The sequence below is a fragment of the Pseudomonas sp. FG1 genome, assembly GCF_034313875.1.
Lineage (GTDB): Bacteria > Pseudomonadota > Gammaproteobacteria > Pseudomonadales > Pseudomonadaceae > Aquipseudomonas > Aquipseudomonas veronii.
In genome coordinates, this window is the sequence record NZ_JAVIWP010000001.1 from 4817115 (window position 1) to 4841511 (window position 24397).

Annotated in this window: 20 protein-coding genes; 11 read left to right on the top strand and 9 right to left on the bottom strand. The window is 59.5% G+C overall.

Features of this window, described 5'->3' with window-relative positions; genetic code table 11:
- Positions 1–16: 16 nt before the first annotated feature.
- Complete coding sequence (locus RGV59_RS21970; RefSeq protein WP_017845581.1) at positions 17–1393, bottom strand: glutamine synthetase family protein; 1377 nt, start codon at positions 1391–1393, stop codon at positions 17–19.
- Positions 1394–1658: 265 nt separating this feature from the next.
- Here RGV59_RS21970 and RGV59_RS21975 point away from each other — a divergent pair, with 265 nt between their 5' ends.
- From RGV59_RS21975 to RGV59_RS21995, 5 genes are all read left to right on the top strand, one after another.
- Positions 1659–2420 (top strand): gamma-glutamyl-gamma-aminobutyrate hydrolase family protein, encoded by a 762-nt coding sequence (locus RGV59_RS21975; protein WP_126586839.1) that lies wholly within the window; start codon positions 1659–1661, stop codon positions 2418–2420.
- A gap of 245 nt (positions 2421–2665) precedes the next feature.
- Positions 2666–3808 (top strand): ABC transporter ATP-binding protein, encoded by a 1143-nt coding sequence (locus RGV59_RS21980; RefSeq protein WP_126586841.1) that lies wholly within the window; start codon positions 2666–2668, stop codon positions 3806–3808.
- A gap of 44 nt (positions 3809–3852) precedes the next feature.
- Positions 3853–4734, top strand: coding sequence for an ABC transporter permease subunit (locus RGV59_RS21985; RefSeq protein ID WP_177029648.1), 882 nt, complete (start codon positions 3853–3855; stop codon positions 4732–4734).
- Complete coding sequence (locus RGV59_RS21990) at positions 4731–5606, top strand: ABC transporter permease subunit (protein ID WP_017845577.1); 876 nt, start codon at positions 4731–4733, stop codon at positions 5604–5606. The genes RGV59_RS21985 and RGV59_RS21990 overlap by 4 nt, the downstream gene beginning before the upstream one ends.
- A 580-nt stretch (positions 5607–6186) precedes the next feature.
- Complete coding sequence (locus RGV59_RS21995; protein WP_126586844.1) at positions 6187–7464, top strand: DUF2254 domain-containing protein; 1278 nt, start codon at positions 6187–6189, stop codon at positions 7462–7464.
- Positions 7465–7470: 6 nt separating this feature from the next.
- Here RGV59_RS21995 and RGV59_RS22000 read toward each other — a convergent pair whose 3' ends face one another.
- On the bottom strand, positions 7471–8793 hold the full coding sequence (locus RGV59_RS22000; RefSeq protein ID WP_126586846.1) for a chloride channel protein: 1323 nt from the start codon (positions 8791–8793) through the stop codon (positions 7471–7473).
- Positions 8794–9034: 241 nt separating this feature from the next.
- Between RGV59_RS22000 and RGV59_RS22005 the strand changes: the two genes are divergently transcribed.
- From RGV59_RS22005 to RGV59_RS22015, 3 genes are all read left to right on the top strand, one after another.
- A complete protein-coding gene (locus RGV59_RS22005) occupies positions 9035–9988 on the top strand; it encodes a TAXI family TRAP transporter solute-binding subunit (RefSeq protein WP_046486955.1) in 954 nt (317 codons plus the stop codon).
- A gap of 75 nt (positions 9989–10063) precedes the next feature.
- Positions 10064–12091, top strand: coding sequence for a TRAP transporter permease (locus RGV59_RS22010; RefSeq protein ID WP_126586848.1), 2028 nt, complete (start codon positions 10064–10066; stop codon positions 12089–12091).
- The gene (locus tag RGV59_RS22015) at positions 12088–12474 is read left to right on the top strand and encodes a DUF1850 domain-containing protein (RefSeq protein ID WP_017845572.1); all 387 of its coding nucleotides are present in this window, start codon (positions 12088–12090) and stop codon (positions 12472–12474) included. The genes RGV59_RS22010 and RGV59_RS22015 overlap by 4 nt, the downstream gene beginning before the upstream one ends.
- Before the next feature lie 314 nt (positions 12475–12788).
- Here RGV59_RS22015 and RGV59_RS22020 read toward each other — a convergent pair whose 3' ends face one another.
- Together RGV59_RS22020 and RGV59_RS22025 are read right to left on the bottom strand one after the other, a co-directional pair.
- On the bottom strand, positions 12789–14243 hold the full coding sequence (locus tag RGV59_RS22020; protein ID WP_017845571.1) for a TrkH family potassium uptake protein: 1455 nt from the start codon (positions 14241–14243) through the stop codon (positions 12789–12791).
- Between the two features lie 345 nt (positions 14244–14588).
- A complete protein-coding gene (locus RGV59_RS22025) occupies positions 14589–14744 on the bottom strand; it encodes a F0F1 ATP synthase subunit gamma (protein WP_256580856.1) in 156 nt (51 codons plus the stop codon).
- 716 nt (positions 14745–15460) lie between these two features.
- Here RGV59_RS22025 and RGV59_RS22030 point away from each other — a divergent pair.
- From RGV59_RS22030 to dctM, 3 genes are all read left to right on the top strand, one after another.
- Complete coding sequence (locus RGV59_RS22030) at positions 15461–16456, top strand: TRAP transporter substrate-binding protein (RefSeq protein WP_026139851.1); 996 nt, start codon at positions 15461–15463, stop codon at positions 16454–16456.
- Positions 16457–16521: 65 nt separating this feature from the next.
- The gene (locus tag RGV59_RS22035; protein ID WP_046486948.1) at positions 16522–17154 is read left to right on the top strand and encodes a TRAP transporter small permease; all 633 of its coding nucleotides are present in this window, start codon (positions 16522–16524) and stop codon (positions 17152–17154) included.
- On the top strand, positions 17151–18434 hold the full coding sequence (gene dctM, locus RGV59_RS22040) for a C4-dicarboxylate TRAP transporter large permease protein DctM (protein ID WP_017845567.1): 1284 nt from the start codon (positions 17151–17153) through the stop codon (positions 18432–18434). The genes RGV59_RS22035 and dctM overlap by 4 nt, the downstream gene beginning before the upstream one ends.
- Positions 18435–19340: 906 nt before the next feature.
- Here the strand turns inward: dctM and RGV59_RS22045 are convergent.
- The 5 genes from RGV59_RS22045 to dmpG form a co-directional block, all read right to left on the bottom strand.
- Positions 19341–19922, bottom strand: coding sequence for a putative natural product biosynthesis protein (locus RGV59_RS22045; RefSeq protein ID WP_026139850.1), 582 nt, complete (start codon positions 19920–19922; stop codon positions 19341–19343).
- Positions 19923–20131: 209 nt separating this feature from the next.
- Entirely contained in the window at positions 20132–20521 is a 390-nt protein-coding gene (locus tag RGV59_RS22050; RefSeq protein ID WP_017845565.1) for a DUF2946 domain-containing protein, read from the bottom strand.
- 77 nt (positions 20522–20598) lie between these two features.
- Positions 20599–22233, bottom strand: a complete 1635-nt coding sequence (locus tag RGV59_RS22055; RefSeq protein ID WP_102617501.1) for a methyl-accepting chemotaxis protein — start codon at positions 22231–22233, stop codon at positions 20599–20601.
- Positions 22234–22347: 114 nt separating this feature from the next.
- Positions 22348–23352, bottom strand: a complete 1005-nt coding sequence (locus RGV59_RS22060) for a CDP-6-deoxy-delta-3,4-glucoseen reductase (RefSeq protein WP_102617502.1) — start codon at positions 23350–23352, stop codon at positions 22348–22350.
- A 10-nt stretch (positions 23353–23362) separates the two neighbouring features.
- Positions 23363–24388 (bottom strand): 4-hydroxy-2-oxovalerate aldolase, encoded by a 1026-nt coding sequence (gene dmpG / locus RGV59_RS22065; RefSeq protein ID WP_079443696.1) that lies wholly within the window; start codon positions 24386–24388, stop codon positions 23363–23365.
- Positions 24389–24397: the final 9 nt, after the last annotated feature.

Genomic DNA, 24397 nt, shown 5'->3' on the forward strand with positions numbered 1-24397 from the left:
AAAAGTGGGAGGGCCGTCAGACCGTGTGCAGGTACCAGTTGTACTCAAGGTCGGAGATCGAGTTTTCGAACTCGGCCAGTTCGCTTTCCTTACACGCGACAAACACGTCGATGTACAGCGGGTCGATGTACCGGGCCATGACCTCGCTGTCGTCCAGCTCGCGCAGGGCGTCGCGCAGGTTGTTGGGCAGGCTCTGCTCATTCTGCTCGTAGGAGTTGCCTTCGACCGGCGCCCCCGGCTCGATCTTGTTGGTCAAGCCGTGGTGGATACCGGCCAGTACCGAGGCCATCAGCAGATAAGGGTTGGCGTCGGCGCCGGCCACCCGGTGCTCGATACGCACGGCATCCGCCGCGCCGGTCGGCACGCGCACGGCCACGGTGCGGTTGTCGATGCCCCAGCTCGGCGAGTTCGGCACATAGAACTGCGCACCGAAGCGGCGGTAGGAGTTGACATTCGGGCAGAGGAACGCCATCTGCGCCGGCAGGGTTTCCAGCACACCGCCGATGGCGTGACGCAGGGCGTCGTTGGTCTCGGGGTCTTCGCTGGCGAAGATGTTGTTGCCCTGTTTGTCGAGGATCGAGATGTGTACATGCAAGCCATTACCGGCCTGGCCCGGGTAGGGCTTGGCCATAAAGGTGGTGTCCATCTCGTGGTCGTAGGCGATGTTTTTCACCAGGCGCTTGAGCAGTACCGCGTAGTCGCAGGCTTTGATCGGGTCGCTGACGTGGTGCAGGTTGACCTCGAACTGCGCCGGGGCGCTTTCCTTGACGATGGCGTCGGCAGGGATGCCCTGCTCTTTCGCGCCTTCGAGGATGTCCTGCAGGCAATCGACGTATTCGTCGAGGTCATCGATCAGGTAGACCTGGGTCGAATGCGGGCGCTTGCCGGAGATTGGCGAGCGCGGCGCTTGCGGACGGCCGTTCACGTTGTCCTGGTCGATCAGGTAGAACTCCAGCTCGAACGCGGCGCAAATGGTCAGGCCCAATTCGTCGAACTTGCTCACCACCTGACGCAGCACTTCCCGTGGGTCGGCGAAGAACGGCTGGCCCTCGAGTTCATGCATGGTCATCAACAGCTGCGCGGTGGGACGCTTCTGCCAGGGCTCGATGCTCAGGGTGTCGGGGATCGGGTAGCAGATGCGGTCGGAGTCGCCGATATCCAGGCCCAGGCCAGTGCTTTCCACGGTGGAGCCATTGATGTCCAGGGCAAACAACGACGCGGGAAGGTTGATGCCTTTTTCATACACCTTATGCAAGGCGGTGCGTTCGATACGCTTGCCGCGCACCACGCCATTCATGTCTGCAATCAGCAGATCGACGTACAGGACCTCCGGGTGTTTTTTCAGAAAGGCGTTGGCTTCGTTGAGCTGAACGGTACGCAGTGGGACCGACATGATGCACCTATGTGTTAATTATTATGTTCAAAGCTGTTTCGTAGCAGCAGTCAATCCGAAAGCCAAAGTGAAGTCAATAGCGAGAACAGGCACCACACGTTAATTATATTGGTAGCTATAGCACCAAAATTGGGCGAAAACCCAACCAATCAACACAAACATACTCACGAGCGTTTAGAATTTTTTACATTGAAGTTGTTAATTAAAATCAACAGAGATAAGCTCTGGAAAAACTCGTTCCAGCGTGAATTTCGAGGTGATAAAAATGGCACTCAAGCCATTGATCGGTGTTACAGCGTGCGTCAAAGAGATTGGCTTGCACCCCTACCATGTCAGCGGCGACAAGTATTTGCGTGCTGTCAGCGTCGCGGCCCTCGGGCTGCCGGTGATCATTCCTGCCCTGGCGGACCTCTGCGAGATCAAGGACCTGCTGCACTACGTCGACGGCCTGCTGTTCACCGGCTCGCCGTCCAATGTCGAACCCTTCCACTATCAAGGCGCTCCCAGCGCGCCGGGCACCGCCCATGACCCGCAACGCGACGCCACCACCCTGCCCCTGTTGCGGGCTGCGGTGGCGGCCGGCGTGCCAGTCCTCGGCATCTGCCGCGGCTTCCAGGAAATGAACGTGGCCTTTGGCGGCAGCCTGCACCAGAAGGTGCATGAACTGCCGGGCTTTATGGACCACCGCGAAGCCGACGACCCGCGCCTCGACGTCCAGTACGCCCCGGCGCACCCGGTGGCGATCCAGCCCGGCGGCGTGTTCGAGGCCATGGGCCTGGCCGGCGAGATCCAGGTCAACTCGATCCACAGTCAGGGCATCGACCGCCTGGGTGACGGCCTGCGGGTCGAGGCCCTGGCCCCGGATGGCCTGATCGAAGCCGTTTCCGTGGAGCACAGCCAGGCGTTTGCCTTTGGCGTGCAGTGGCACCCGGAATGGCAGGTCCTGTCGAACCCGGCCTACCTGAGTATTTTCCAGGCCTTTGGCGATGCCTGCCGGCAACGTGCCGCGCAGCGTCAGCGCCTTTGACACCAGGCGGCCCGCGCCGGGCCGCCAGCACTCGCTTTACCGATTGACACGCCCTGCCCACGCGGCGCGCGCACCTGTGTGCGCCTGCCGTGCGGCGTGAACGGCAATACCCGAACAACAACAAGCAAGGCCAGGCAGCCAGGACGGCGGTGCCGAATAAACCTGCATTGCACTGAGGGTGCAGGTTTGCAATCAACCTTATTACGTCAGGCCGCATTGGCCCGACGACCTGTTGGGAGTTTCACATGGCAAACGCCTCCAGCATTTATCGCAAGGCACTGGAAGGTCATCAGCAACCGCAAAAGGTGCTGGTGAAGATCGACCGCGTGACCAAGAAGTTCGACGAAACCGTGGCCGTGGACGATGTGTCCCTGGAGATCCACCAGGGCGAGATCTTCGCCCTGCTCGGCGGTTCGGGTTCGGGCAAATCCACCCTGCTGCGCATGCTCGCCGGTTTCGAACGGCCCACCGAAGGCCGCATCCTGCTGGATGGCGTGGACATCACCGAGATGCCGCCCTATGAGCGGCCGATCAACATGATGTTCCAGTCCTATGCCCTGTTCCCGCACATGACCGTGGCCCAGAACATCGCCTTCGGCCTCAAGCAGGACCGCCTGCCAGCCAGCGAGATCGAGGCGCGGGTCGAGGAAATGCTCAAGCTGGTCCACATGACCCAATACGCCCGGCGCAAACCCCACCAGCTCTCCGGCGGCCAGCGCCAGCGCGTGGCCCTCGCCCGCTCCCTGGCCAAACGCCCGAAACTGCTGTTGCTCGACGAACCCATGGGCGCCCTGGATAAAAAGCTGCGCTCGCAGATGCAACTGGAACTGGTGGAGATCATCGAACGCGTCGGCGTGACCTGCGTGATGGTGACCCACGACCAGGAAGAAGCCATGACCATGGCCCAGCGCATCGCCATCATGCACTTGGGCTGGATCGCCCAGATCGGCAGCCCGGTGGACATTTACGAAGCGCCGGTGAGCCGCCTGGTCTGCGAATTCGTCGGCAACGTCAACATCTTCGACACCCAGGTGGTCGACGACGCCGAGGGCCACGCGGTGCTCAAGTGCGCGGACCTGGACCGCAACATCTATGTCGGCTACGGCATCGCCACTTCGGTGGAAGACAAGTCGGTGACCTACGCCATCCGCCCGGAAAAGCTGCTGGTCACCACCCAAATGCCGACCTGCGCGCACAACTGGTCCAGCGGCAAGGTCCACGACATCGCCTACCTCGGCGGGCACTCGGTGTTTTACGTCGAGCTGCCCAGCGGCAAGATCGTCCAGTCGTTCATGGCCAACGCCGAACGCCGTGGCTCCCGACCGTCCTGGGGCGACACCGTGTACGTGTGGTGGGAAGACGACAGCGGCGTGGTACTGCGGGCATGAGTACATCGACCATGAGCACTTTCCATCAAGCGTTGATCCGTGTGCTGCCCAGCGGTCGCAAGCTGGTGATCGGCATTCCCTTCCTCTGGCTGTTCCTGTTTTTCATGCTGCCGTTTTTCCTGGTGATGAAGATCAGCTTCTCCGAAGCGACCGTCTCGATTCCGCCGTATTCGCAGATCTACGGCTTCGTCGACCAGAAACTCCAGGTGCTGCTGAACCTGGGTAACTACAGCCTGCTGGGCGCCGACGAGTTGTACATCTCGGCCTACCTGGGCTCGCTGAAGATCGCCCTGCTCAGCACGCTGATGTGCCTGCTGATCGGTTTTCCCATGGCCTATGGGATTTCCAGGACCCGCAAGGAAATGCAAAACGTATTACTGCTGCTGATCATGATGCCGACCTGGACCGCGATCCTGATCCGCGTCTATGCCTGGATGGGCATCCTCAGCAATAACGGCCTGCTCAATGCGTTCCTGATGGGGTGCGGCCTGATATCGAGCCCGATTGAAATCCTCAACACCAACACGGCGGTCTACATCGGCGTGGTCTACGCCTACCTGCCGTTCATGGTGCTGCCGCTCTACGCCAACCTGGTCAAGCACGACCAGAGCCTGCTGGAAGCCGCCTCGGACCTGGGTTCGAGCAACTTCAACAACTTCTGGAAAATCACCGTGCCGCTGGCCAAGAACGGCATCGTCGCCGGCTGCATGCTGGTGTTCATTCCGGTGGTCGGCGAGTTCGTGATCCCGGAACTGCTGGGCGGCCCGGAGACCCTGATGATCGGCCGCGTGCTGTGGCAGGAGTTCTTCAACAACCGCGACTGGCCGGTGGCGTCCGCCCTGGCGGTGGTGATGCTGGCGATCCTGATTATTCCCATCGTGCTGTTCAACCGCAGCCAGGCCAAAGAAATGGAGGCACGGGCATGAAGCGTTTCAGTTTTTCGACCCTGATGCTGGTGCTCGGCTTGTTGTTCATCTACCTGCCGATGCTGATTCTGGTGATCTATTCGTTCAACGCCTCCAAGCTGGTGACGGTCTGGGGCGGCTGGTCGCTCAAGTGGTACCTGGGGCTGTTGGACAACACCCAACTGATGGGGTCGGTGGCCCGTTCCCTGGAGATTGCCTGCTACACCGCCGTGGCCGCCGTGGCCCTGGGCACCCTGGCCGCGTTCGTGCTGACCCGGGTCACCCGCTTCAAGGGCCGGACCCTGTTCGGTGGCCTGGTGACCGCGCCCCTGGTGATGCCGGAAGTGATCACCGGGCTGTCGCTGCTGCTGCTGTTCGTGGCGATGGCGCAGATGATCGGCTGGCCCATGGAACGCGGCCTGGTGACGATCTGGATCGCCCACACCACGTTCTGCGCCGCGTATGTCGCGGTGGTGGTCTCGGCACGCCTGCGCGAGCTGGACCTGTCCATCGAAGAAGCCGCCATGGACCTCGGCGCGCGGCCACTCAAGGTGTTTTTCCTGATCACCATCCCGATGATCGCGCCGTCGTTGGCAGCGGGCGGCATGATGTCGTTCGCCTTGTCCCTGGATGACTTGGTGCTCGCCAGTTTCGTCTCCGGGCCCGGCTCCACCACCCTGCCGATGGAGGTGTTCTCTGCCGTGCGCCTGGGGGTCAAGCCGGAGATCAACGCCGTGGCCAGCCTGATCCTGATGGCGGTGTCGCTGATGACGTTCATGGTCTGGTATTTCAGCCGCAAGGCCGAAGCCAACCGCAAGCGGGCGATCCAGGAAGCCATGGACCAGACCACCAGCGAAACCTGGCAGCCGCAACGCACGCCCGCGACGGCCTAGGCCGTCGTGTGTTACCCCAAATGAACCCCTGCGCACCTTCACTCGGCGCGCCCCGCTTCCGTTCCCGTCGCGCCTTACCACCGCGACCATTGCTGTGAACGGCTTCACCCGGCTCCCTCGGTCAGGGTGAACCCCTTGGCGCCTCCGGGCGCCTTTTTTGCGTCCCGAAAGAGTGCGCGGCACTTCGTGGAACCCGAATAAAAACGTGCTACCTACGATTAATGACCTCCTGATGGGCATATTGCTGACGTTGTTATCGCGATTGCTGACTGTAGGGGTTCCAATCGCGGTATTGGGTCAACGCTTGCGCCTACCAGAAGGTGCTTGGAGCGTGCTCATCTGGGGCGGCCCGCGATGTGGTGGTTTCCCTGACGTATCTGGTGGTGGTTTTTTCTGTCCTGATCCAGGGCATGTCCATCGGTAAATGGGTCAAGCGAGTGATCCCATGTACCGCAAGCAGAGACGCTGAATGAACCTTCGGCCATACAAAAGACTCCTTTAGGGATAATCAGCTCACCGCCTTTGTTTCCCTGAATCCTGGGGCCAGGGCCCTGCGTATTACTCACACAAGGTATAAAAAATGCTTGCACGCTGGCGCTGGGTGTTACATCAACTGACCAAACGGCTGTGGTTCAGGGCAAGCCTGTTTTCCTTGCTCGGCATTGCAACCGCGTTACTCGCCGTTGTCTTCAAGGACTACATTCCCGAATCATTGCCCGCCCGTATAGGCGCCGACGCCGTCGACAAGATCTTGGGCATCATTGCCTCAAGCATGCTCGCCGTGACCACCTTTTCGTTAAGCACGATGGTGACTGCCTACGGTGCGGCCAGCAGCGGCGTGACGCCTCGCGCCACCACGCTGGTGATGGAAGACACCACGACACAAAATGCCCTGGCCACCTTTATCGGCTCGTTCCTGTTCAGCCTGGTTGGAATTATTGCGCTGAGCACCGGCGCTTACGGTACACAAGGAAGGGTTTTGCTATTTGCGGTGACCCTCGCCGTGGTGATTCTGATTGTCTACACCCTTTTGCGCTGGATCGATCATTTGTCCAAGCTTGGCCGGGTGGGAGAAACCATTGACCGTGTCGAGCAGGCGACCATTGACGCCATAACCAATCGACTCCAATGGCCGCATTTGGGTGCAGCCGCCTACCCTTGCGACTCGATGGTCCCGAACTCTGCGCTGATCATCACAAGTCTCCACACAGGGTATGTCCAGCACATCGACGTTCAGGCGTTAGGCGCCATCGCCAAAGCAGACGAGACACGCATTTTTTTGGAGGTCCTGCCAGGTAGCTTCGTGCATGTCGGCATGCCGCTCGCCCGAATCGTCAGTCTGAGCAAGCCGCGCGAGGGCGAACAGCAGTCGAGTAGCGAAAAAATCATCTCTACCCTGACTATCGGTGTACGTCGCACGTTTGAACACGATCCCCGGTTCGGCTTGTCGGTGCTGTCAGAGATCGCCTCCCGCGCCTTGTCGCCGGCCGTCAATGACCCCGGCACTGCCATTGACGTCATTGGGCGCGGCATCAGAAGCCTGACATGCTGGGGTAAACCCAAAGCACCCGCCGCGAAAATCGACACCGATTGCCAGCAGGTTTACCTGCGCGCATTGACAGTAGATGACCTGTTCGATGACTTCTTCGCACCGATTGCCAGGGATGGCGCGGGTTTGGTGGAAGTCGACCTGCGCATGATGAAGGCACTTGTGTGCCTCGCACAGATAAACCCGGCGATGTTCAGCAGTGCCTGTGCCAGGCACGCGGGCCTGCTGCTCAAGCACGCGAACAATGCGCTTGTGCTGGAAGAAGACCGGCACAAGCTCAGCGCGGTGGCGCGACCACTGCTGCGCTGACCCAGCCTATGGTTTGGCTTTTTGCGTGGCGGCGTCACTGCCCTCCGACTGCAAAAAGCCACGCGCCAACTGTTGATAGAGCTCAGGCCCCATCCTGGCACTGACTGCTTTGGCAATCAGCGCAACGGCCATCAGACTGATCACCATGCCATGGCTGTCGATCATCTCCATCACGATGATCGCGGACGTGATCGGCGATTGCGTGACAGCCGCCAGAAAGCCAACCATGCACAAGGCAATGATGGGCTGTGCCGCCAGAGTGAAGAACTCAGCGACGTTGGCTCCTACCGCAGCCCCTACCGCCAGAGACGGGGCAAAAATGCCGCCCGGGATACCGGAAAAATAAGTCACTACCGTCGCGAGAAAACGCGTGATCGGCGCGTGCCAGGGCAGACCGATATCGGACACGATGATCTGGGATGTGATCCCGTAACCGCTGCCAAAGGACATCCCGCCACTGAGCCAACCGAGAATAGCCACGATCATCCCGCAGCCACCTGCGAACCAGACAGGGTGCATGCGGCGCCATTCCCAGACGAAAAATCGGCGATACCTCTGCGGCCACAGGAGCATCCGACTGAATAACCCTCCCATAAGGCCGCAGCCAATACCAATCGCCAGCACCGGGACAATGATATCGAGATTGACCTCTTGCACGTCGAAATGCCCGAAGTAGTTGTAGTTGCCCTGCAAAGCAATCGCGACTATCCCCGACAAGATGATCGTACTGAGCAAAACCCCGCTGGTACGGGTTTCCAACTTGCGCCCCAACTCCTCCACCGCAAAAGCCACGCCGGCCAAAGGCGTGTTGAATGCGGCGGCAATACCCGCTGCACCACCGGCCAGAATAAGATCTTCGGGGCGGATGATTCGAGCGTTAGGCAGATAACGGTGGAAGAAATGCATGATCGAGGCGGCGACTTGAACTGACGGGCCTTCACGCCCTGCTGAAAAACCACCGGTCAACGCCAGGGTACCTAGCCCTATCTTGGCAACAGCAAGGCGCAAGGACACCAACTTATCCACGGGCTTACCTTGGTGGGCCAACCGCGTAGCCGCAATGACCTGAGGAATGCCACTGCCTTGTGCCCCGACAAAAAAACGGGTGGTCATCCATACGACGAACATGCCGATCAAAGGCGTGTAGATAAACGGCAGCCAAGGCCGGCCGGCGGTTTGTTGAACGAACTGCATCAGCGCCAGGTCGGCCAGCCGGGCGAATAGCACAACCAGTAACCCGGCGAAGGTAGCAGCAGCCCAGAGCGTCACACGAGTACGCCATCGGATCGAGGCAAAGCGACGACGTATGAGTAATATCGGTTTGATCACCCGAGCGGATTCCCGTTGTCGAGGTTAATAAACCCCACAAAACAAGACTACCGGGTTAAACGGTCAGGTCCAGCCAGCAGAGACTAAAGGATTATAACCATCATCTTCTCCTGCGACCCACTCCACGTGCAGTTACCTTGGCAATTTGATGCAGGGTAGGACTGTCCGCTCGCCACTGTGCTGATCAATCAACTACAGTTGAATCGCTCTGAATAAAAACAAACAAAACGGAGAGATTCCCATGCGCGTAAAGAACCGCTTCACCTTGCTGGCCGCCGCCACAACCCTGGCACTCACCTGCACGGCCCAGGCGGCACCTGTGTTCATCAACATACTGACCGGAGGCACCAGCGGGGTGTATTACCCGATTGGGGTTGGCCTGTCGCAGATCTACAGTGAAGGCATACCCGACGTGAAGACCTCGGTGCAGGCCACTAAAGCGTCCGTGGAGAACCTGAACCTGCTGCAGTCCGGTCGAGGCGAGTTGGCACTGGCGCTGGGCGACTCTGTGGCGGATGCAAGGAACGGCGTCGAGGAAGCTGGCTTCAACGCACCGCTGACCAAATTGCGCGCGATTGCCGGAGCGTATCCCAACTACATTCAAATCGTCGCCAGCAAAGAGTCGGGAATCAAGACGCTCGCGGACCTTAAAGGCAAAACCCTCTCGGTCGGCGCACCGAAATCGGGCACCGAGTTGAACGCGCGAGCGATTTTAAAGGCGGCAGGCCTGACCTATGCAGACATGGGCAAGGTGCAATACCTGCCCTTTGCCGAGTCTGTCGAGTTAATCAAGAACCGGCAATTGGATGCGACGTTACAGTCGTCAGGACTGGGCATGGCGGCCATTCGCGACTTGTCGTCGGTGATGCCGCTGAACTATGTCGCCATCCCCCCGGAAGTCGTGACAAAAATCGACAACCCGGCCTATCACAGCGCGATGATTCCGGCCAATACGTATGACGGCCAGCCTGAAGCGGTGCCAACGGTTGCTATCGTCAACATTCTGGTGACCCGCTCGGATGTACCCGATGAGTTGGCGTACCAGATGACAAAACTGCTGTTCGAAAACTTGCCGCGCCTGGGTAACGCTCATTCGGCCGCCAAGGACATCACACTGGAAAACGCCACCAGGAACCTGCCGATTGCGCTTCATCCGGGCGCCGAACGCTACTACACCGAAAAAGGTGCGCTCTAGCGACGCAAGGCGCAGCGGCGCAGTATCGCCGCGCCAACAGCCCGCCCTTTTTCCATGCAGTGAGGCAGGTAACTAATGAGTGAAGATCATCACGACATCTCTGCGAACCCGCGAGACTGGCCAAAAACGCTGTTTTACGTAGCGTTGTTATTTTCGATTTTTCAGATCGTCACGGCAGCGTTTTCGCCCTTTTCGAGCCAGGTATTGCGTGCGATACACGTCGGTTTCCTGCTGTGGGTGGTCTACCTCAGCTATCCGGCCTATGGCAACAAACGCCCTTGGCAACCCTTGGCCTGGATACTCAGCCTCGCAGCCATTGCCACCGCCCTGTATCAATGGAGGTATGAGGCTGACCTGATCCAGCGTTCCGGGGATCTGACAACGGCGGACATGGTGATCGGCATTCTACTGGTGGTGCTCGTGTTCGAAGCCGCTCGACGAGTGATGGGCATTGCCCTGCCGGTCATTTGCGGCCTGTTCCTGGCTTATGGTCTGTTTGGCGAGTATCTGCCGGGCGATCTGGCCCATCGAGGTTATGGTTTCGACCAAATCATCAACCAACTGTCTTTTGGCACCGAAGGGCTGTACGGCACGCCAACCTATGTTTCAGCGACCTACATCTTCCTGTTTATCCTGTTCGGAGCGTTCCTCGAACAGGCCGGCATGATCAAACTGTTCACCGACTTTGCCATGGGCCTGTTCGGCCACAAACAGGGAGGGCCTGCCAAGGTTGCCGTTGCGTCGTCGGCACTGATGGGCACCATCACCGGTTCGGGCATCGCCAACGTGGTGACTACGGGGCAATTCACCATTCCACTGATGAAGCGCTTTGGTTATCGGGCCGCGTTTGCCGGAGGCGTGGAAGCAACCGCCAGCATGGGCAGTCAACTGATGCCGCCGGTGATGGGCGCAGTCGCCTTCATCATGGCTGAAACCATCAACGTACCATTCGTGGAGATTGCCAAGGCCGCGTTGATTCCCGCCATCCTCTACTTCGGTTCGGTCTTCTGGATGGTCCATCTGGAAGCCAAGCGATCCAACCTCAAGGGCCTGCCCAAGGATCAATGCCCCAGTGCATTGGGCGCCGTGAGGGAGAAGTGGTACCTGCTCATTCCGCTGCTGGTATTGGTCTACTTGCTGTTTTCCGGGCGCACGCCGCTGTTTTCCGGAATGGTCGGACTTGCACTCACGGCCATCGTGATTCTTGGCTCGGCGATCATCCTGAAAGTGCAAAGCTTCGGCTTGCGCTGCGCCTTCTGGATTGCGCTCGGCATCCTCTGTACCGGCTTTTTCCAACTGGGTATCGGCGTGATCTTTGCCGTCATTGCAGTGCTGGTGGGGGGCTGTGGGGTCATCAAAGGAGGGCACGAAACGCTGACCATCTGCCTGCACGCGTTGGTCGAAGGCGCTCGTCATGCTGTACCGGTGGGGATCGCGTGCGCGCTGGTGGGCATCATTATTGGTGTGGTTTCACTGACCGGCGTCGCCTCTACGTTTGCGGGTTATATCTTGGGCATTGGCCGAGACAACCTGCTGCTGTCACTGATACTCACAATGATCACGTGCCTGGTGCTGGGCATGGGGATTCCGACCATTCCCAACTACATCATCACCAGTTCGATCGCAGCCCCTGCCCTCCTCGAATTGGGCGTACCGCTGATTGTGTCGCACATGTTCGTGTTTTACTTCGGCATCCTCGCCGACCTGACTCCCCCTGTCGCCCTCGCCTGCTTTGCAGCGGCACCGATCGCTAAAGAGACCGGGTTCAAGATCAGCCTATGGGCGGTGCGAATAGCGCTGGCGGGCTTTGTCATACCGTTCATGGCGGTCTACAACCCAGCGTTGATGCTGCAAGGTGACAGTGTGTGGATGTCCGTCTACATGCTGCTCAAGACCCTATTCGCGGTCGGGTTATGGGGCATCGCATCCACTGGCTTTTGGCAGCGCAAGATGCCTCTATGGGAGCGTTTGCTGAGTGTCGCTGCCGGGGCACTCCTCGTGGTGGCGTTACCGCTGACCGATGAACTGGGCTTCGCGCTGGGACTCTGTGTGATAGTCCAGCACGTCTGGCGGTCCCGCCGGGCAGCGCTAGCCAATCCATGATCGGCGTATGCCTGGGCTTGACCGGCGTGCTGTGGGCCCAGTTGTCGGTTTCACACTTCACGCTGGCATGGGATCACACCATTGAAAAGATCCGCTGGGAGGAAGACTACCGCGTGACCGAGCAAGGGCTGGTGCTGGAAGAGGCTCGTGTACGCGGTAACGGTGCAGGAATGGAAGTTCCCGACGGGGCGTGGCTGGAAAATGGCAGTTGGCATTACCGGCGCCAATTGCCGCCTTTGCAACCCTTGCGCCTGGGGCGCACACCGGAGGCTGGCGATTACCAGCTGTGTGTTGATGGCCAGTGTCACGCCCTGAGTCACTGGATTGGCGCGCCAACCGCTCGCCAGCCTTTTATTCAAATGTGGACGTGCAAGGCCGGATAAGTCATCACTATTCCCCCTCATCTCAGTCAACCCGTTAGCCTGTTCGACGCCGAACATAAACTGGGGGGCGGCCATTGGTCGTCCTTGTGGACGCAGAGCAAGGCTATTGGTGGACACGCTGGTACTGCACGCTCAATGAAATCATCGAATAGCACTTGGGCCGCCTGTACAGCCGCGCGGGCACTTGTCGATACCGCACAGCAAATGCTGATTAACGGCAAGGGCCAGGCGGGAGACGCAATGGGTGCTTCACGTCGCGACGGCCCTGGGTATTGACCGTCTACCTCGGCTCGAGCCCTGTGAACAGTGAATAATCAATATCTCCAAAATACCGGCGTGACGAGCACTAACACCGTCAGGATTTCCAGCCTTCCAAGCAGCATTCCTACGGTCAAGAGCCATTTTGCGGCATCCGGTAATGATGAGAAGTTACCGGCCGGCCCAATGATCGTGCCAAGCCCAGGCCCGACGTTACACACTGCCGTAGCCGCACCGCTCAACGCAGTTGTCCAATCCAGCCCAATGAGACTCAGGCCCAAGGCAATCGCGGCAATCGTGATGGAGAAGAAAAATGAGAAAGTCAAAAGCGAACGCAAGATCTCTTCGTCAATAGGGTGGCCGTTGTACTTTTTCTGAATCACGGCGCGAGGATGGATCAGTTGCTTCAAACTGCTCACCAATAGCGCGGCCGCCACTTGAAAACGGAAGATTTTAAGACCACCCGCCGTGGAACCTGAACACCCACCGACGAAGGTCAAATAGAAAAAGAGCAAAACGGCGAAACTGCCCCACAAGGTGTAATCGCCCACGGCGACGCCAGTGGTGGTGACAACCGAAGTCACATTTATTGCCACGATACGAAATGCTTCCCACCATCCGTAATCGCTGTGAAAACACAGCCAAGTACCTACCACCAGCCACGTGAAGACCAAGAACCCAATAAATCCGCGAACCTGGTGATCCTTCAGCAGCGCACGCCGATGGCCGCGCAATGTCGCGACATACAACGTAAAAGGCAGGCTACCCAGAATCATGATGACGACTGCAACCCAGTGAATGGCAGGCTGTGTCCAATGCCCTAGAGAAGCGTCCGACGTCGAGAAGCCGCCGGTAGAGATCAACGACATGGCGTGGTTGACGGCTTCAAACGGCGTCATCCCGGCAATCCAGAGCGCGAGCGTTCCGGCGCCAGTGAGTCCCAGATAAAGAAAAAGGATGTATTTGGCTGCTACATGGGAGCGCGGCGTCACTTTTTCCGACCAGTCTGAAGACTCAGTCTGGAAAAGACGCATGCCCCCTACTCGCAGTAGCGGAAGAATCGCCACGGCCATGCCGATAAAGCCGATCCCTCCCAGCCAGTGAAGCATTGATCGCCAGATCAACAGCCCAGGAGAGGCGGTGTCCAAACCACTCAACACCGTTGAGCCCGTGGTTGTGATGCCAGACATCGTTTCAAAAAAAGCATCGGTGTAACTGATGTGATGGATAAACACCATTGGCAACGCTGCGAAGGTACACACCACCACCCAACTGCCGGTGGTCAGCAGGTACATATCCCTTGGACGAAGTTGAGCCGTCTCTGGGCGCCCTCGCATGATCAGCAACAGACCGCAGATGAACGTAATCAAACTGGACCAAAGAAAGGCGGACAGGTCGTCGCTGCGCTCATAGACCACCAGCGTGATCATGGGGATGGCCATGCTTATAGCCAGCGTAATAAGAAAAAGACCTAAGACAAAGCCGATGAGCCGTATTGCCGCGAGGGACATAAGAAAAAACCTGCCAAATTAGCGCCGCGCAGTATCGGACTGCTAACATTTTTGAGCCCGTAAATTTTGCGTAAATTTTCTATGGACGATCAGTCGTTTCGCCAACCTTAGCCTATTCCAAAGACTGCGCGGTTAAGGCGGGTTGCCCCAGCACTTTTCTTCAAACCTGCAGACATTGCGTCCACATTGACGCGGGGGGCGCTTTCATAGGTTGTTCAGATCCATGGAAAGCGGCGGTACCTTTCTTAAATCACATCCTCTTCCGAGGCCTTCAGGTGGAACAGCCCCTTGACCTTGGTTTACAGTTTTTTTGCGATGGCCTGTGCTTCAAGCGTGGTGCCCTGCTCAGCCTTGGGGAACGGCATCGGCGTTCGGCGACAGGGCGTCAAAACCTGAAATCACGTCAAAGAGTTCCTCGTCGATGTCGGCTTGGCGCAAACAGTGATAGGTGGCGTCAAGGTCTTGCAACAGTTCACCGATGTTGCGGTCTGCGCGCTGCATCGCGGCAAGACGGCCAGTGTCCCTCTCTCACGCAGGTTGGCCACCGCCTTGGCCACTGCCGACGCTCGCTGGCCAATGGTGCAATACACACACAACACGTTCTTGTCGCGCTGATTAAAAATGGTAATGAGCGTGTGCCGGAGCAGCGTGGTAGCCAGGCCTGTTCAGGGCCGTCGGGCGAGCGACAGCAACAACCAATGGCACAGCTGCCGGCTGATTGAGTCTGGAGATGCCCCCCCGAGTTGGGGGCGCAGACGATGCCGAACCTCGCCCGGGAGCTCGGCGAGGACATGATTTTGTTGAGGCCCTGGTAGCTCCGACATATTCAGTAACCTTCTTTTTCGGCGCGATCTGAACACGGTGTGAGGCCCGTGAATTCAATGGCCGCGCAACGCCTAAACGTCTGCTCTGCTCCACAATTGCACAGCCCCGAGTTAGCGGCCTGACAGGCTATAGAGTAGCCCCTTGAGTAGTACTACAGCGCCGTTGTCAGGGGGCCATTGCATACCGGGAGCTGGTGGGAAAGGCTCCCGATCGAGCTCCGTAGGTGTCGTGCAGGAGCAGAAGGTTCGGAAACTACTTATTAGTGGATCTTTGCAGTGATGCCCGAACATCTAGTTGTAAATTTTTGCCTAGACTGACTGCTTGACCGCATAACGAATACACGTCAGAACATCGACTGTACAAAACTAAAAAAACAAAAGGAATTCCCCGAAATGTTCAAATCCTTCTGCAAGGCACTTGCCTGCACGTTTGCTCTAGGGAGCATGAGTGCAGTCATGGCAGCTGATCCAATCATCATCAAGTTCTCACACGTCGTCGCCGACCACACGCCAAAGGGGCAAGGCGCGCTGCTGTTCAAGAAACTGGTAGAGGAACGCCTGCCCGGCAAGGTCAAGGTCGAGGTCTATTCCAACTCATCGTTGTTTGGTGATGGCAAAGAGATGGAAGCCCTTTTGCTGGGGGATGTGCAGTTAATTGCGCCGTCACTGGCCAAGTTCGAACAGTACACAAAGACCGTCCAGCTGTACGATCTGCCCTTTCTGTTTGATGACATTGCTGCGGTTGACCGCTTCCAGATGAGCCCACAGGGCCAAGGGCTGCTCAAGTCCATGGAGAGTAAAAACATCACCGGCCTGGCCTATTGGCACAATGGGATGAAGCAGTTGTCCGCCAACAAACCGCTGCGTGTTCCTGGTGACGCCCGGGGCCTGAAATTTCGGGTGCAGGCCTCTGCCGTGCTTGAGGAGCAGTTCAAGGCCTTGCGGGCCAACCCGCGCAAGATGAGCTTTGCCGAGGTGTATCAGGGCTTGCAAACCGGTGTGGTCAACGGTGCAGAAAACCCTTACTCGAACATCTACAGCCAGAAAATGCATGAGGTGCAGAAATACATCACCGAATCCAATCATGGTGTGCTCGATTACATGCTGATCACCAACACCAAGTTCTGGAATGGCCTGCCGCCAGACATTCGCAGTGAACTGGACAAGATTATTGTGCAGGTGACCGCGCAGGTTAACAAAGATGCCGAGCAGCTCAATCAGGACGCCAAGCAAAGCATCATCGCCGCCAAAACCACCGAAATCATCACCCTGACACCTGAACAGCGCGAACAATGGCGCGTCGCGATGAAACCCGTCTGGAAAAAATTCGAAGCAGATATCGGCCCTGAGCTGATCACCGCAGCCGAAGCCGCCAACAAGGCTCAATGACCGGGAGGCAGGTGTTGCCGACGTGGTAGCACCTGCCAGTCATTACCATACGGGAGATGCCATTCATGCAGGCCTTTCGGCGCATCTGGGAACACTTCGAGGAAGGCTTCATTGTCTTCCTTTTGGCCGCCATGACATTGGTAACGTTCGTCTACGTCATTCTCAACAACCTCTATACGCTGTTCTACAAACTTGCCGACAACTGGGAAGGCGCCAGCGACTTATTGTTCGCCCTCGGCGATCGCGTCATGAGCATGGCTCAAGCCATGACCTGGAGCACCTCACTGACCAAGGCGCTGTTTGGCTGGCTGATCTTCTTCGGCCTGTCCTACGGCGTGCGCACGGCCGGGCATATCGGCGTTGATGCGCTGGTGAAGCTGGTCAGTAAACCCGTCCAGCGGCTCATTGGGATGTTGGCCTGTCTCTGCTGCCTGCTCTATGCCGGGCTATTCAGTGTGGCCAGCTTCGAGTGGATTCATACCCTGATGTCAGCAGGAATAGGCGCCGAGGATCTGGGGCACTACGGGATCATGCAGTGGCACATAGGGCTGATTGTCCCTGTGGGTTTTGCATTGGTGTTCATCCGTTTCGCTGAAATTTTCGTGCGTATCCTGCTGCACCGCCAAACCGGCCTTGGCCTGGCCGATGAGGCTGCGGACGTGATGAAACTGACCGAACACGAGGACGACAAGTCATGACCATTGCCTTCCTGTTCGCGACACTGTTCGCCTTGATGTTCATTGGCGTGCCCATCGCCATTTCCTTGGGCCTGGCGGGTTCGCTGACCATTGTATTTTTCAGCCCCGACTCGGTACGTTCCCTGGCGATAAAGCTGTTTGAAACGTCAGAGCACTACACCCTGCTAGCGATTCCGTTTTTCTTGCTTGCAGGCGCCTTCATGACCACCGGCGGCGTCGCACGCCGGCTGATCGATTTTGCCAACGCCTGCGTCGGCCATATTCGTGGGGGGCTTGCCATCGCCGCCGTATTGGCCTGCATGCTGTTTGCAGCCCTGTCCGGCTCCAGCCCTGCAACGGTTGCAGCAGTAGGCTCGATCGCCATTGCCGGCATGGTGCGCTCCGGGTATCCGCAGGCATTCGGCGCGGGAATCGTCTGTAACGCGGGCACTCTGGGCATCCTGATACCGCCCTCGATCGTGATGGTGGTCTATGCCGCCGCCACCGAGACGTCCGTCGGCAAGCTGTTCATGGCCGGCGTCATACCTGGCCTATTGCTGGGTATAGCGCTGATGGTGGCGATCTACATCGTCGCGGTTAAGAAAAACTTACCGGCCATGCCGCGCGCAACCCTGCGTGAGTTTCTGAGCGCCGCGCGCAAAGCCATCTGGGGCTTGCTGCTGATGTTGATCATCCTGGGTGGCATTTACAGCGGGATGTTCACACCGACAGAAGCCGCTGCCGTTGCCGCCGTGTATTCGGCGTTCATCGCCTTGTTCGTCTACAAGGATCTGACGTTTCGCGAGACACCCAAAGTGCTGCTGGACTCTGCCAAGTTGAGCATCATGCTGATGTTCATCATTGCCAACGCCATGCTCTTTGCTCACGTATTGACCACCGAGCAATTACCCCAGCAGATCACAGCCTGGGTGATCGAGGCAGGACTGACACCAGTGACCTTCCTGCTGGTAGTGAACATCGTCTTGTTGGTGGCCGGCGCCTTTATGGAGCCCTCGGCCATTATCCTGATCCTGGCGCCGATCCTTTTTCCGATTGCCATGAAACTGGGTATCGACCCGATTCACCTTGGCATCATCATGGTGGTCAATCTGGAGATCGGCTTGATCACGCCGCCGGTCGGCCTGAACTTGTTCGTGACGTCCGCCGTGACGGGGATGTCGGTGCCGGCCACCATAAAGGCGGCCATGCCCTGGCTGATGCTCTTGCTGCTGTTCCTGATACTAATTACCTATGTACCTTGGATATCCCTGGCCCTGCCCAACTGGCTGGGCATGAATTAATGACCACGCTTGCGGACACTTGAGGGTTGCTGCCGGTGAAACCGGTAGTGTTAAGGCGCCAATCGTTGGCAGTGCAAAAGACTACCCGCTCGCCCGTTGAAACGGCGATTGGCACGGGCATGCTGGCCCAGGCCAGGGCTTGAAACAGGCACGCGAACAGGCAGACCAGAAGGCCGAGGGTGGGCCGAGCGTGCGGTGGGTGCCTGTTGGAAAGCATGCAAGAATCCCTGCAATTGTTATGTCGTCAGCAATGCCCGTGGACAGGACATATTCCGTGCTTCAACCGTTAATCTGCAGAGCCCGCAACCGTTGGTTGAGGCTCGAACGCACATTGAAGGAGCGCCAGGAACCTTGCGATTCCCGGCGCTCAGTAACGCGACCCAAACCCTGCCAAGGGAAAATGTCGTGTCGACGCAGAATCTAGCATGCCCGTGCGCGCCACCTGACCTGCGACAAACCACCACAGACAGCGCCTCATTGCACAATCAAGAACCACGCCTTGGCGCTCTGCCCTCCTGACTGTGGCGGGCTGTCGCACCGGCCTCCTCGCTCAACGCCAACAACCGCAGTGCCGAGCCCCATGAACCTGGCTCATGAACGCCAAACCGGCACGCGGGCGAGTGAGGACCGGGACATCAGGCAAAAAAAAGCCCTCTGGGAAGAGGGCCTGGCAACCGGCACATGAACGGGTTCAAATGCCGCGCTTCGAGCTACCGTGGAAGTGTCTGCCTCCGCTCAAAGCCTGCACACTTTATGAGCACAGTCTCAGGGCAACAACTGCGACAATCGGCCACACCTCGTGCGCTGATCGGCACGATCCGCGGTGCTGGCGGCGCGAGTGATCAATGCTGATCAGGTGTGGTGTTTTGTCGCAGCCCACTGGCGCCCTCCTGGGTCAACAGTGCGTCAAGGAATCGGCAGCCAGCGGCGAAATCCCACACCGCCCTTGCCGGTCAACGGGCACCAGGCAAAGTCCCAGGGCACGGGCGGAAACTCCTCCAGATCAGCTTCAAGCCCGGGCACCGGACGAGGTGCCTGCTTCCAATCGAACACCATTTGCGGCGCGCCCTGCCAGGCCAACACCAGCCCCCGAGCCTGGCTGTCATCGCTATTGATCCAGCGTGCCGCCGCAGCGCACATAAACGACTCGATGTGCTCTTCGTTGATCCGCGCCTGATACTTGGAGCCCAGTAGCCAGCGGCATATGCTCAGGTAATAGGTCCAGTTCAACGGCGGATGATTGCGATAGGCCCAGGTCATGAAGCCACGAAAGATATTCAGGCCATCGGGCGGATCGAGTTTGAGCAAGCCGGGGCACACATCGAACAAGGTGTGCCAGTAAGGCAGCAGTCGGGCATCCAGGTGTACGAAACTGCGCGCATTACCTGGGTAATCCGGAAACGGCAGCAGGAAGTCCGCTTGATTACGCAGACGCGAGGTTTTGCTGACCAATCGCGAAGCCCCCGATGGAACGGCTAGCGCGCGCATGGCGACCTCCGGCCGATCGGCGCAGTTGCGGATTTTGCGTGTTTTCTTGCGTAAACGGTCGCCGCCAATCCTGACAGTAGCCGGCGATGGAGGCGTGCAAATACATGAGCCATTTTGTGCTCCTTCCCGTGTCACCTTTAACCGTGGAGCCCCCCGCGACGCCTGACGAACCTGGGTCGACAGGCACAAGGGGGCTTAGACAAACGCGGTCATGCGCAAAGTGCGGGGGAAGCTCTGGGGTTGGCCGAGGGCCAGGAATAACGTGGGGGCGCCTTGCAGCGCTGTTCGCGGTCAGGCCGGCGTACCTGCGCGATCCGCAGCAACCAGCCCAGACAGAACAGCAAGGCGATGCTCAAGGTCACGGACGAGCAGATCGGACAAGCAAAACTCCCGGCCCAGCCACTGGCGGACAGATCGGCGAGGTCTGTTTTCGAGGTCGGCGCGGAACTGCCCTGGGAGGAGCAGAACTGCCCGCCGACGCCATTGAGCGTCAGGCCCGTCACCTGTCCGTGAGCCAAACCGCAGGCGAACACATTGAACAGGACGCAGAAATACAGCGTCCAGGCAATGAGCGAGCGGTCTGAGCGGGTCAGTTTCATGGCGGCGACTCTAACACCGAACAGCCAGTCGGTTGAAGCGCGACCAATGTCGCCTCACAGGTTCAAACAGCGAGCCTTCAAAGCCTGAGCTGCTCGACCTGCCCTTCCAGCACCCGTGCCAACTGCCGCAACGCGTCGCTGGAATCACGCGTGCTGACGCTGGACGCGCCGCTGACCGTCACCAGCGTATGGATGCGCGCCAGGGTGCGGCTGATTTCATCCGCCGTCACCGCCTGCTGCTCGGCCGCACTGGCGATCTGCAAGGTCATGTCGCTGACGGTCGCGGCCGACTGGGTGATCCGCTTCAAGGCGTCGCCCGCCCGCGCCGAGATCTCGACCGGCACACGTGCCGTTTCGACGTTTGCGACGATGCGCTCCAGCGCCCCACGGGCGCCTGACTGCACCTGCTCGATGATCTGCTTGATCTCCACCGTGGAGGCCTGCGTGCGCTGAGCCAAGGTACGGACCTCATCGGCGACCACCGCAAACCCCCGCCCATACTCGCCCGCCCGCGCGGCTTCGATTGCCGCATTGAGCGCCAGCAGGTTGGTCTGCTCGGCAATCGCGCTGATCACATCCAGCACACTGCCGACTCGGCTGGAGTCAGCCTCCAGTTGCTTGACCAGTGCATGGGTGCCGAACAGCGCTTCGACCAATTGCTGGATAGCGTCGATGGTCGACTGAACGATGTGCTGCCCATCGCTGGCCTGCCCTTCGGCCAGCCGCGTGGCATCTGCCGCCACGGCGGCGTTGCGTGCGACATCCTGCACGGTGGCGACCATTTCATTCATGGCGGTGACCAGGCTGTCGGTTTCCAACAGTTGGTGATCGAGGCTGGTCTGGGTAGCCGCTGTGACCTCGCCGAGGTCGTCACTCAGGCGCAACACCTGCCCGCTGGCCACTGCCGTGCCTCGACTGACTTCGTGGGCGGCATGGATCAAGCAGTTGACACTGCGTGACAGTTGCGTGAGTTCGTCATTGCCAACGGCGGGCAGCCGTATCGTCAGGTCGGTTTGCCCGCTGACCGCGGCCCCCAGCACCTCGACCGTCTCACGCAGCGGCCGGGTAATGCTGCGGATGATCATCCAGGCAAACAGCATCAACCCGAACAGCACCACGGCGCTGATCCATGCCGGCGCCACCAACACGCGGTTGACGACCCGTTGCACATCGCTGGGGTAGATGCCGCTCGCCACCACCCAGCCCCAGGGCTTGAACAGGCGCGCCTCAGACAGCTTGTATTCGGCCGGCGCGCCATTGGCACGGGGAAAGTAGTAATCCACCAACACCCGCCCCTGCTCGCGCGCGCCCTCCACGAACTGGCGGGAAAACGGCTTGCCGTTCTGGTCCTTGAAGTCGCCCAGCGCCTTGCCCACCAACGCCGGCGCCGTCGGGTGCATGATCATCCGATAGTCCAGGTCGAGGATCAGCAAATAGTTATCGCCCAGGTAGCGCAGGGTTCCGACCACCTCGGCGGCCTGGCGCTGGGCCAACGCCAGGCTCATGTGGCCGTTTTCCACTTGCCCGGCGTAGTACGCAAGGATCGAATTGGCGGTGTTCAGCGCGGTGTCGACGCCCGCCATTTTTTCTTCGAGCAACGAGCGCTGCAGCAACAGGCCCAGCCAGATGGCCAGACAAATGATCAACACGCCCAGGCCAACCACCAACGCGCCAATACGCGTCGTGATGCGCCATTTTCTAAGATTCAGCACGCAAGCCTCTCAGGATTCTTGTTGTTGGGCAGGCAAGCAAACCGGCGGCCTCGGGGAGCCGCCTGATTCACCTGGCCTGGGGGCACGCACGCAAAAAACGCGCACGGTCAGGCTCTAGACGAAGGCGTCGGCATAGAAGTCGGCCGCCTCCAGTTGCCGCAATTCGACGTAGTCGCGCCGCGCTGAATCAACCACGATCGGCGCGCCACAGGCATACACTTCAAACCCCTTGAGGCTCTGGAAGTCGCTCAGCACCTGGCGGTGGACGAAGCCGGTCGCGCCCTGCCAATCACAGGCCGGGGTAGGATCGGACAGCACCGGGGTGTAGCGCAGCCACGGCAACTGCGCCTCCCAGGCCAGCAACTGTTCATGCCGATACAGATCCTCACGGCGCCGGCCGCCCCAGTACAGGTAAACCGGACGCCGGTTGTGCCCCTGTTCGCGCAGCTGTTCGAGCAAGGCCTGGATCGGCGCAAAACCGGTGCCGCTGGCCAGGAAGATCATCGGCCGCTCGCTGTCGCGCAGGTAGAACGAGCCGAACGGGCCTTCCATGCGCAGGATGGCCTTGGGTTGCAAGGCGTTGAACACATGCCCGCTGAACACCCCGCCGGGCATGTGTCGAATGTGCAGCTCCAACTGGTTGTCCCGTGGGGTGTGGGTCGCCATCGAATAGCTGCGCCGGCTGCCATCCTTGAGCAACACCTGCACGTACTGGCCCGGGAAATAAGTAAACCCGGCGCCCGGGGCGAGTGTCAGCCGCAGCACTGCAACGTCACTGCTGACCTTGTCGAGGCTGGCCACACGCACGCCCATCTGCTGGATGCCGATACCGCGCAACGCCGTCACTTCCGGCGCCTCGATCACCAGGTCAGAGCGCGCCGTGGCGCAGCAAAACAACGCCAACCCCCGCGCCCGCTCGGCCGCGCTGAGTACCTCCAGCGGGCTGTCGCCGTGCTCCACTTCACCGCTGAGCACCTGGCCCTTGCAACTGCCGCACGTGCCGGTGCGGCAGCTGTGCTTGAGCATCAGGCCGTCGGCCAGCGCCGCGTCCAGCACGGTTTGTTCAGGCAGTAGCGGACAACTCAGGCCGACCGGAAGAATCTGCAGTTGATAGCTCATGCGCGCCTCCTCAGTGTGTGTGCTTGCCAGCGGCCAACAGGTCCAGCGCGACGTCGACGATCATGTCTTCCTGGCCGCCGACCATGCGGCGTTTGCCCAGCTCGACGAGGATGTCCACGGTCTTCAAACCGTACTTGGCCGCAGCGATTTCGGCATGGCGCAGGAAGCTCGAATAGACCCCGGCATACCCCAGCGCCAGGGACTCGCGGTCGACCCGCACCGGCCGATCCTGCAACGGCCGCACGATGTCGTCCGCTGCGTCCATCAAGGTGTAGAGGTCGGTGCCGTGGTTCCAGCCCAGGCGTTCGGCGGCGGCGATGAACACTTCCAGCGGCGCGTTGCCGGCCCCGGCGCCCATGCCGGCGAGGCTGGCGTCGATGCGGTCGCAGCCTTCCTCGACCGCGGTGATCGAGTTGGCCACGCCGAGCGAGAGGTTGTGGTGGGCATGCATGCCGGTTTCGGTTTCCGGCTTGAGCACGGCCTTGAACGCACGGAAGCGATCACGGATGTCCTGCATGTTCATCGCGCCGCCGGAGTCGGCCATGTACACGCAGGTCGCGCCGTAGCTTTCCATCAGCTTGGCCTGGGCGGCGAGCTGCTCGGCCGGGATCATGTGGCTCATCATCAGGAAGCCGACGGTGTCCATGCCCAGTTCGCGGGCGTATTCGATGTGCTGTCTGGAGACGTCGGCCTCGGTGCAATGGGTGGCGATCCGCACCACGCGGGCACCGGCGTTGTAGGCCGCCTTGAGGTCATGCACGGTGCCGATGCCGGGCAGCAACAGCGTGGTGATCTTGGCGTGGCTGATCACATCGGCGGCGGCTTCGATCCATTCCAGGTCGGTGTGCGCCGCGAAGCCGTAGTTGAAGCTTGAGCCTTGCAGGCCGTCGCCGTGGGCGACTTCGATCGAGTCGACCTTGGCCTTGTCCAGGGCGCGGGCGATGTCCTGCACGTTTTGCAACGAATACTGATGACGCACCGCGTGGCTGCCGTCGCGCAGGGTCACGTCGGAGATGTAGATTTTCTTACCGTTCATGTCGCTCTC

Excerpts from the sequence above, each read along its gene's own strand:
- RGV59_RS22015 (WP_017845572.1), top strand. The coding sequence starts at position 12,088 with ATGATCGGCGTATGCCTGGGCTTGACCGGCGTGCTGTGGGCCCAGTTG.
- RGV59_RS22020 (WP_017845571.1), bottom strand. The coding sequence starts at position 14,243 with ATGTCCCTCGCGGCAATACGGCTCATCGGCTTTGTCTTAGGTCTTTTT.
- RGV59_RS21970 (WP_017845581.1), bottom strand. The coding sequence starts at position 1,393 with ATGTCGGTCCCACTGCGTACCGTTCAGCTCAACGAAGCCAACGCCTTT.
- RGV59_RS22045 (WP_026139850.1), bottom strand. The coding sequence starts at position 19,922 with ATGCGCGCGCTAGCCGTTCCATCGGGGGCTTCGCGATTGGTCAGCAAA.
- dmpG (WP_079443696.1), bottom strand. The coding sequence starts at position 24,388 with ATGAACGGTAAGAAAATCTACATCTCCGACGTGACCCTGCGCGACGGC.
- RGV59_RS22005 (WP_046486955.1), top strand. The coding sequence starts at position 9,035 with ATGCGCGTAAAGAACCGCTTCACCTTGCTGGCCGCCGCCACAACCCTG.
- RGV59_RS22035 (WP_046486948.1), top strand. The coding sequence starts at position 16,522 with ATGCAGGCCTTTCGGCGCATCTGGGAACACTTCGAGGAAGGCTTCATT.
- RGV59_RS21980 (WP_126586841.1), top strand. The coding sequence starts at position 2,666 with ATGGCAAACGCCTCCAGCATTTATCGCAAGGCACTGGAAGGTCATCAG.
- dctM (WP_017845567.1), top strand. The coding sequence starts at position 17,151 with ATGACCATTGCCTTCCTGTTCGCGACACTGTTCGCCTTGATGTTCATT.
- RGV59_RS22025 (WP_256580856.1), bottom strand. The coding sequence starts at position 14,744 with ATGCAGCGCGCAGACCGCAACATCGGTGAACTGTTGCAAGACCTTGAC.
- RGV59_RS21995 (WP_126586844.1), top strand. The coding sequence starts at position 6,187 with ATGCTTGCACGCTGGCGCTGGGTGTTACATCAACTGACCAAACGGCTG.
- RGV59_RS22050 (WP_017845565.1), bottom strand. The coding sequence starts at position 20,521 with ATGAAACTGACCCGCTCAGACCGCTCGCTCATTGCCTGGACGCTGTAT.
- RGV59_RS22010 (WP_126586848.1), top strand. The coding sequence starts at position 10,064 with ATGAGTGAAGATCATCACGACATCTCTGCGAACCCGCGAGACTGGCCA.
- RGV59_RS21975 (WP_126586839.1), top strand. The coding sequence starts at position 1,659 with ATGGCACTCAAGCCATTGATCGGTGTTACAGCGTGCGTCAAAGAGATT.
- RGV59_RS21990 (WP_017845577.1), top strand. The coding sequence starts at position 4,731 with ATGAAGCGTTTCAGTTTTTCGACCCTGATGCTGGTGCTCGGCTTGTTG.
- RGV59_RS22060 (WP_102617502.1), bottom strand. The coding sequence starts at position 23,352 with ATGAGCTATCAACTGCAGATTCTTCCGGTCGGCCTGAGTTGTCCGCTA.
- RGV59_RS22030 (WP_026139851.1), top strand. The coding sequence starts at position 15,461 with ATGTTCAAATCCTTCTGCAAGGCACTTGCCTGCACGTTTGCTCTAGGG.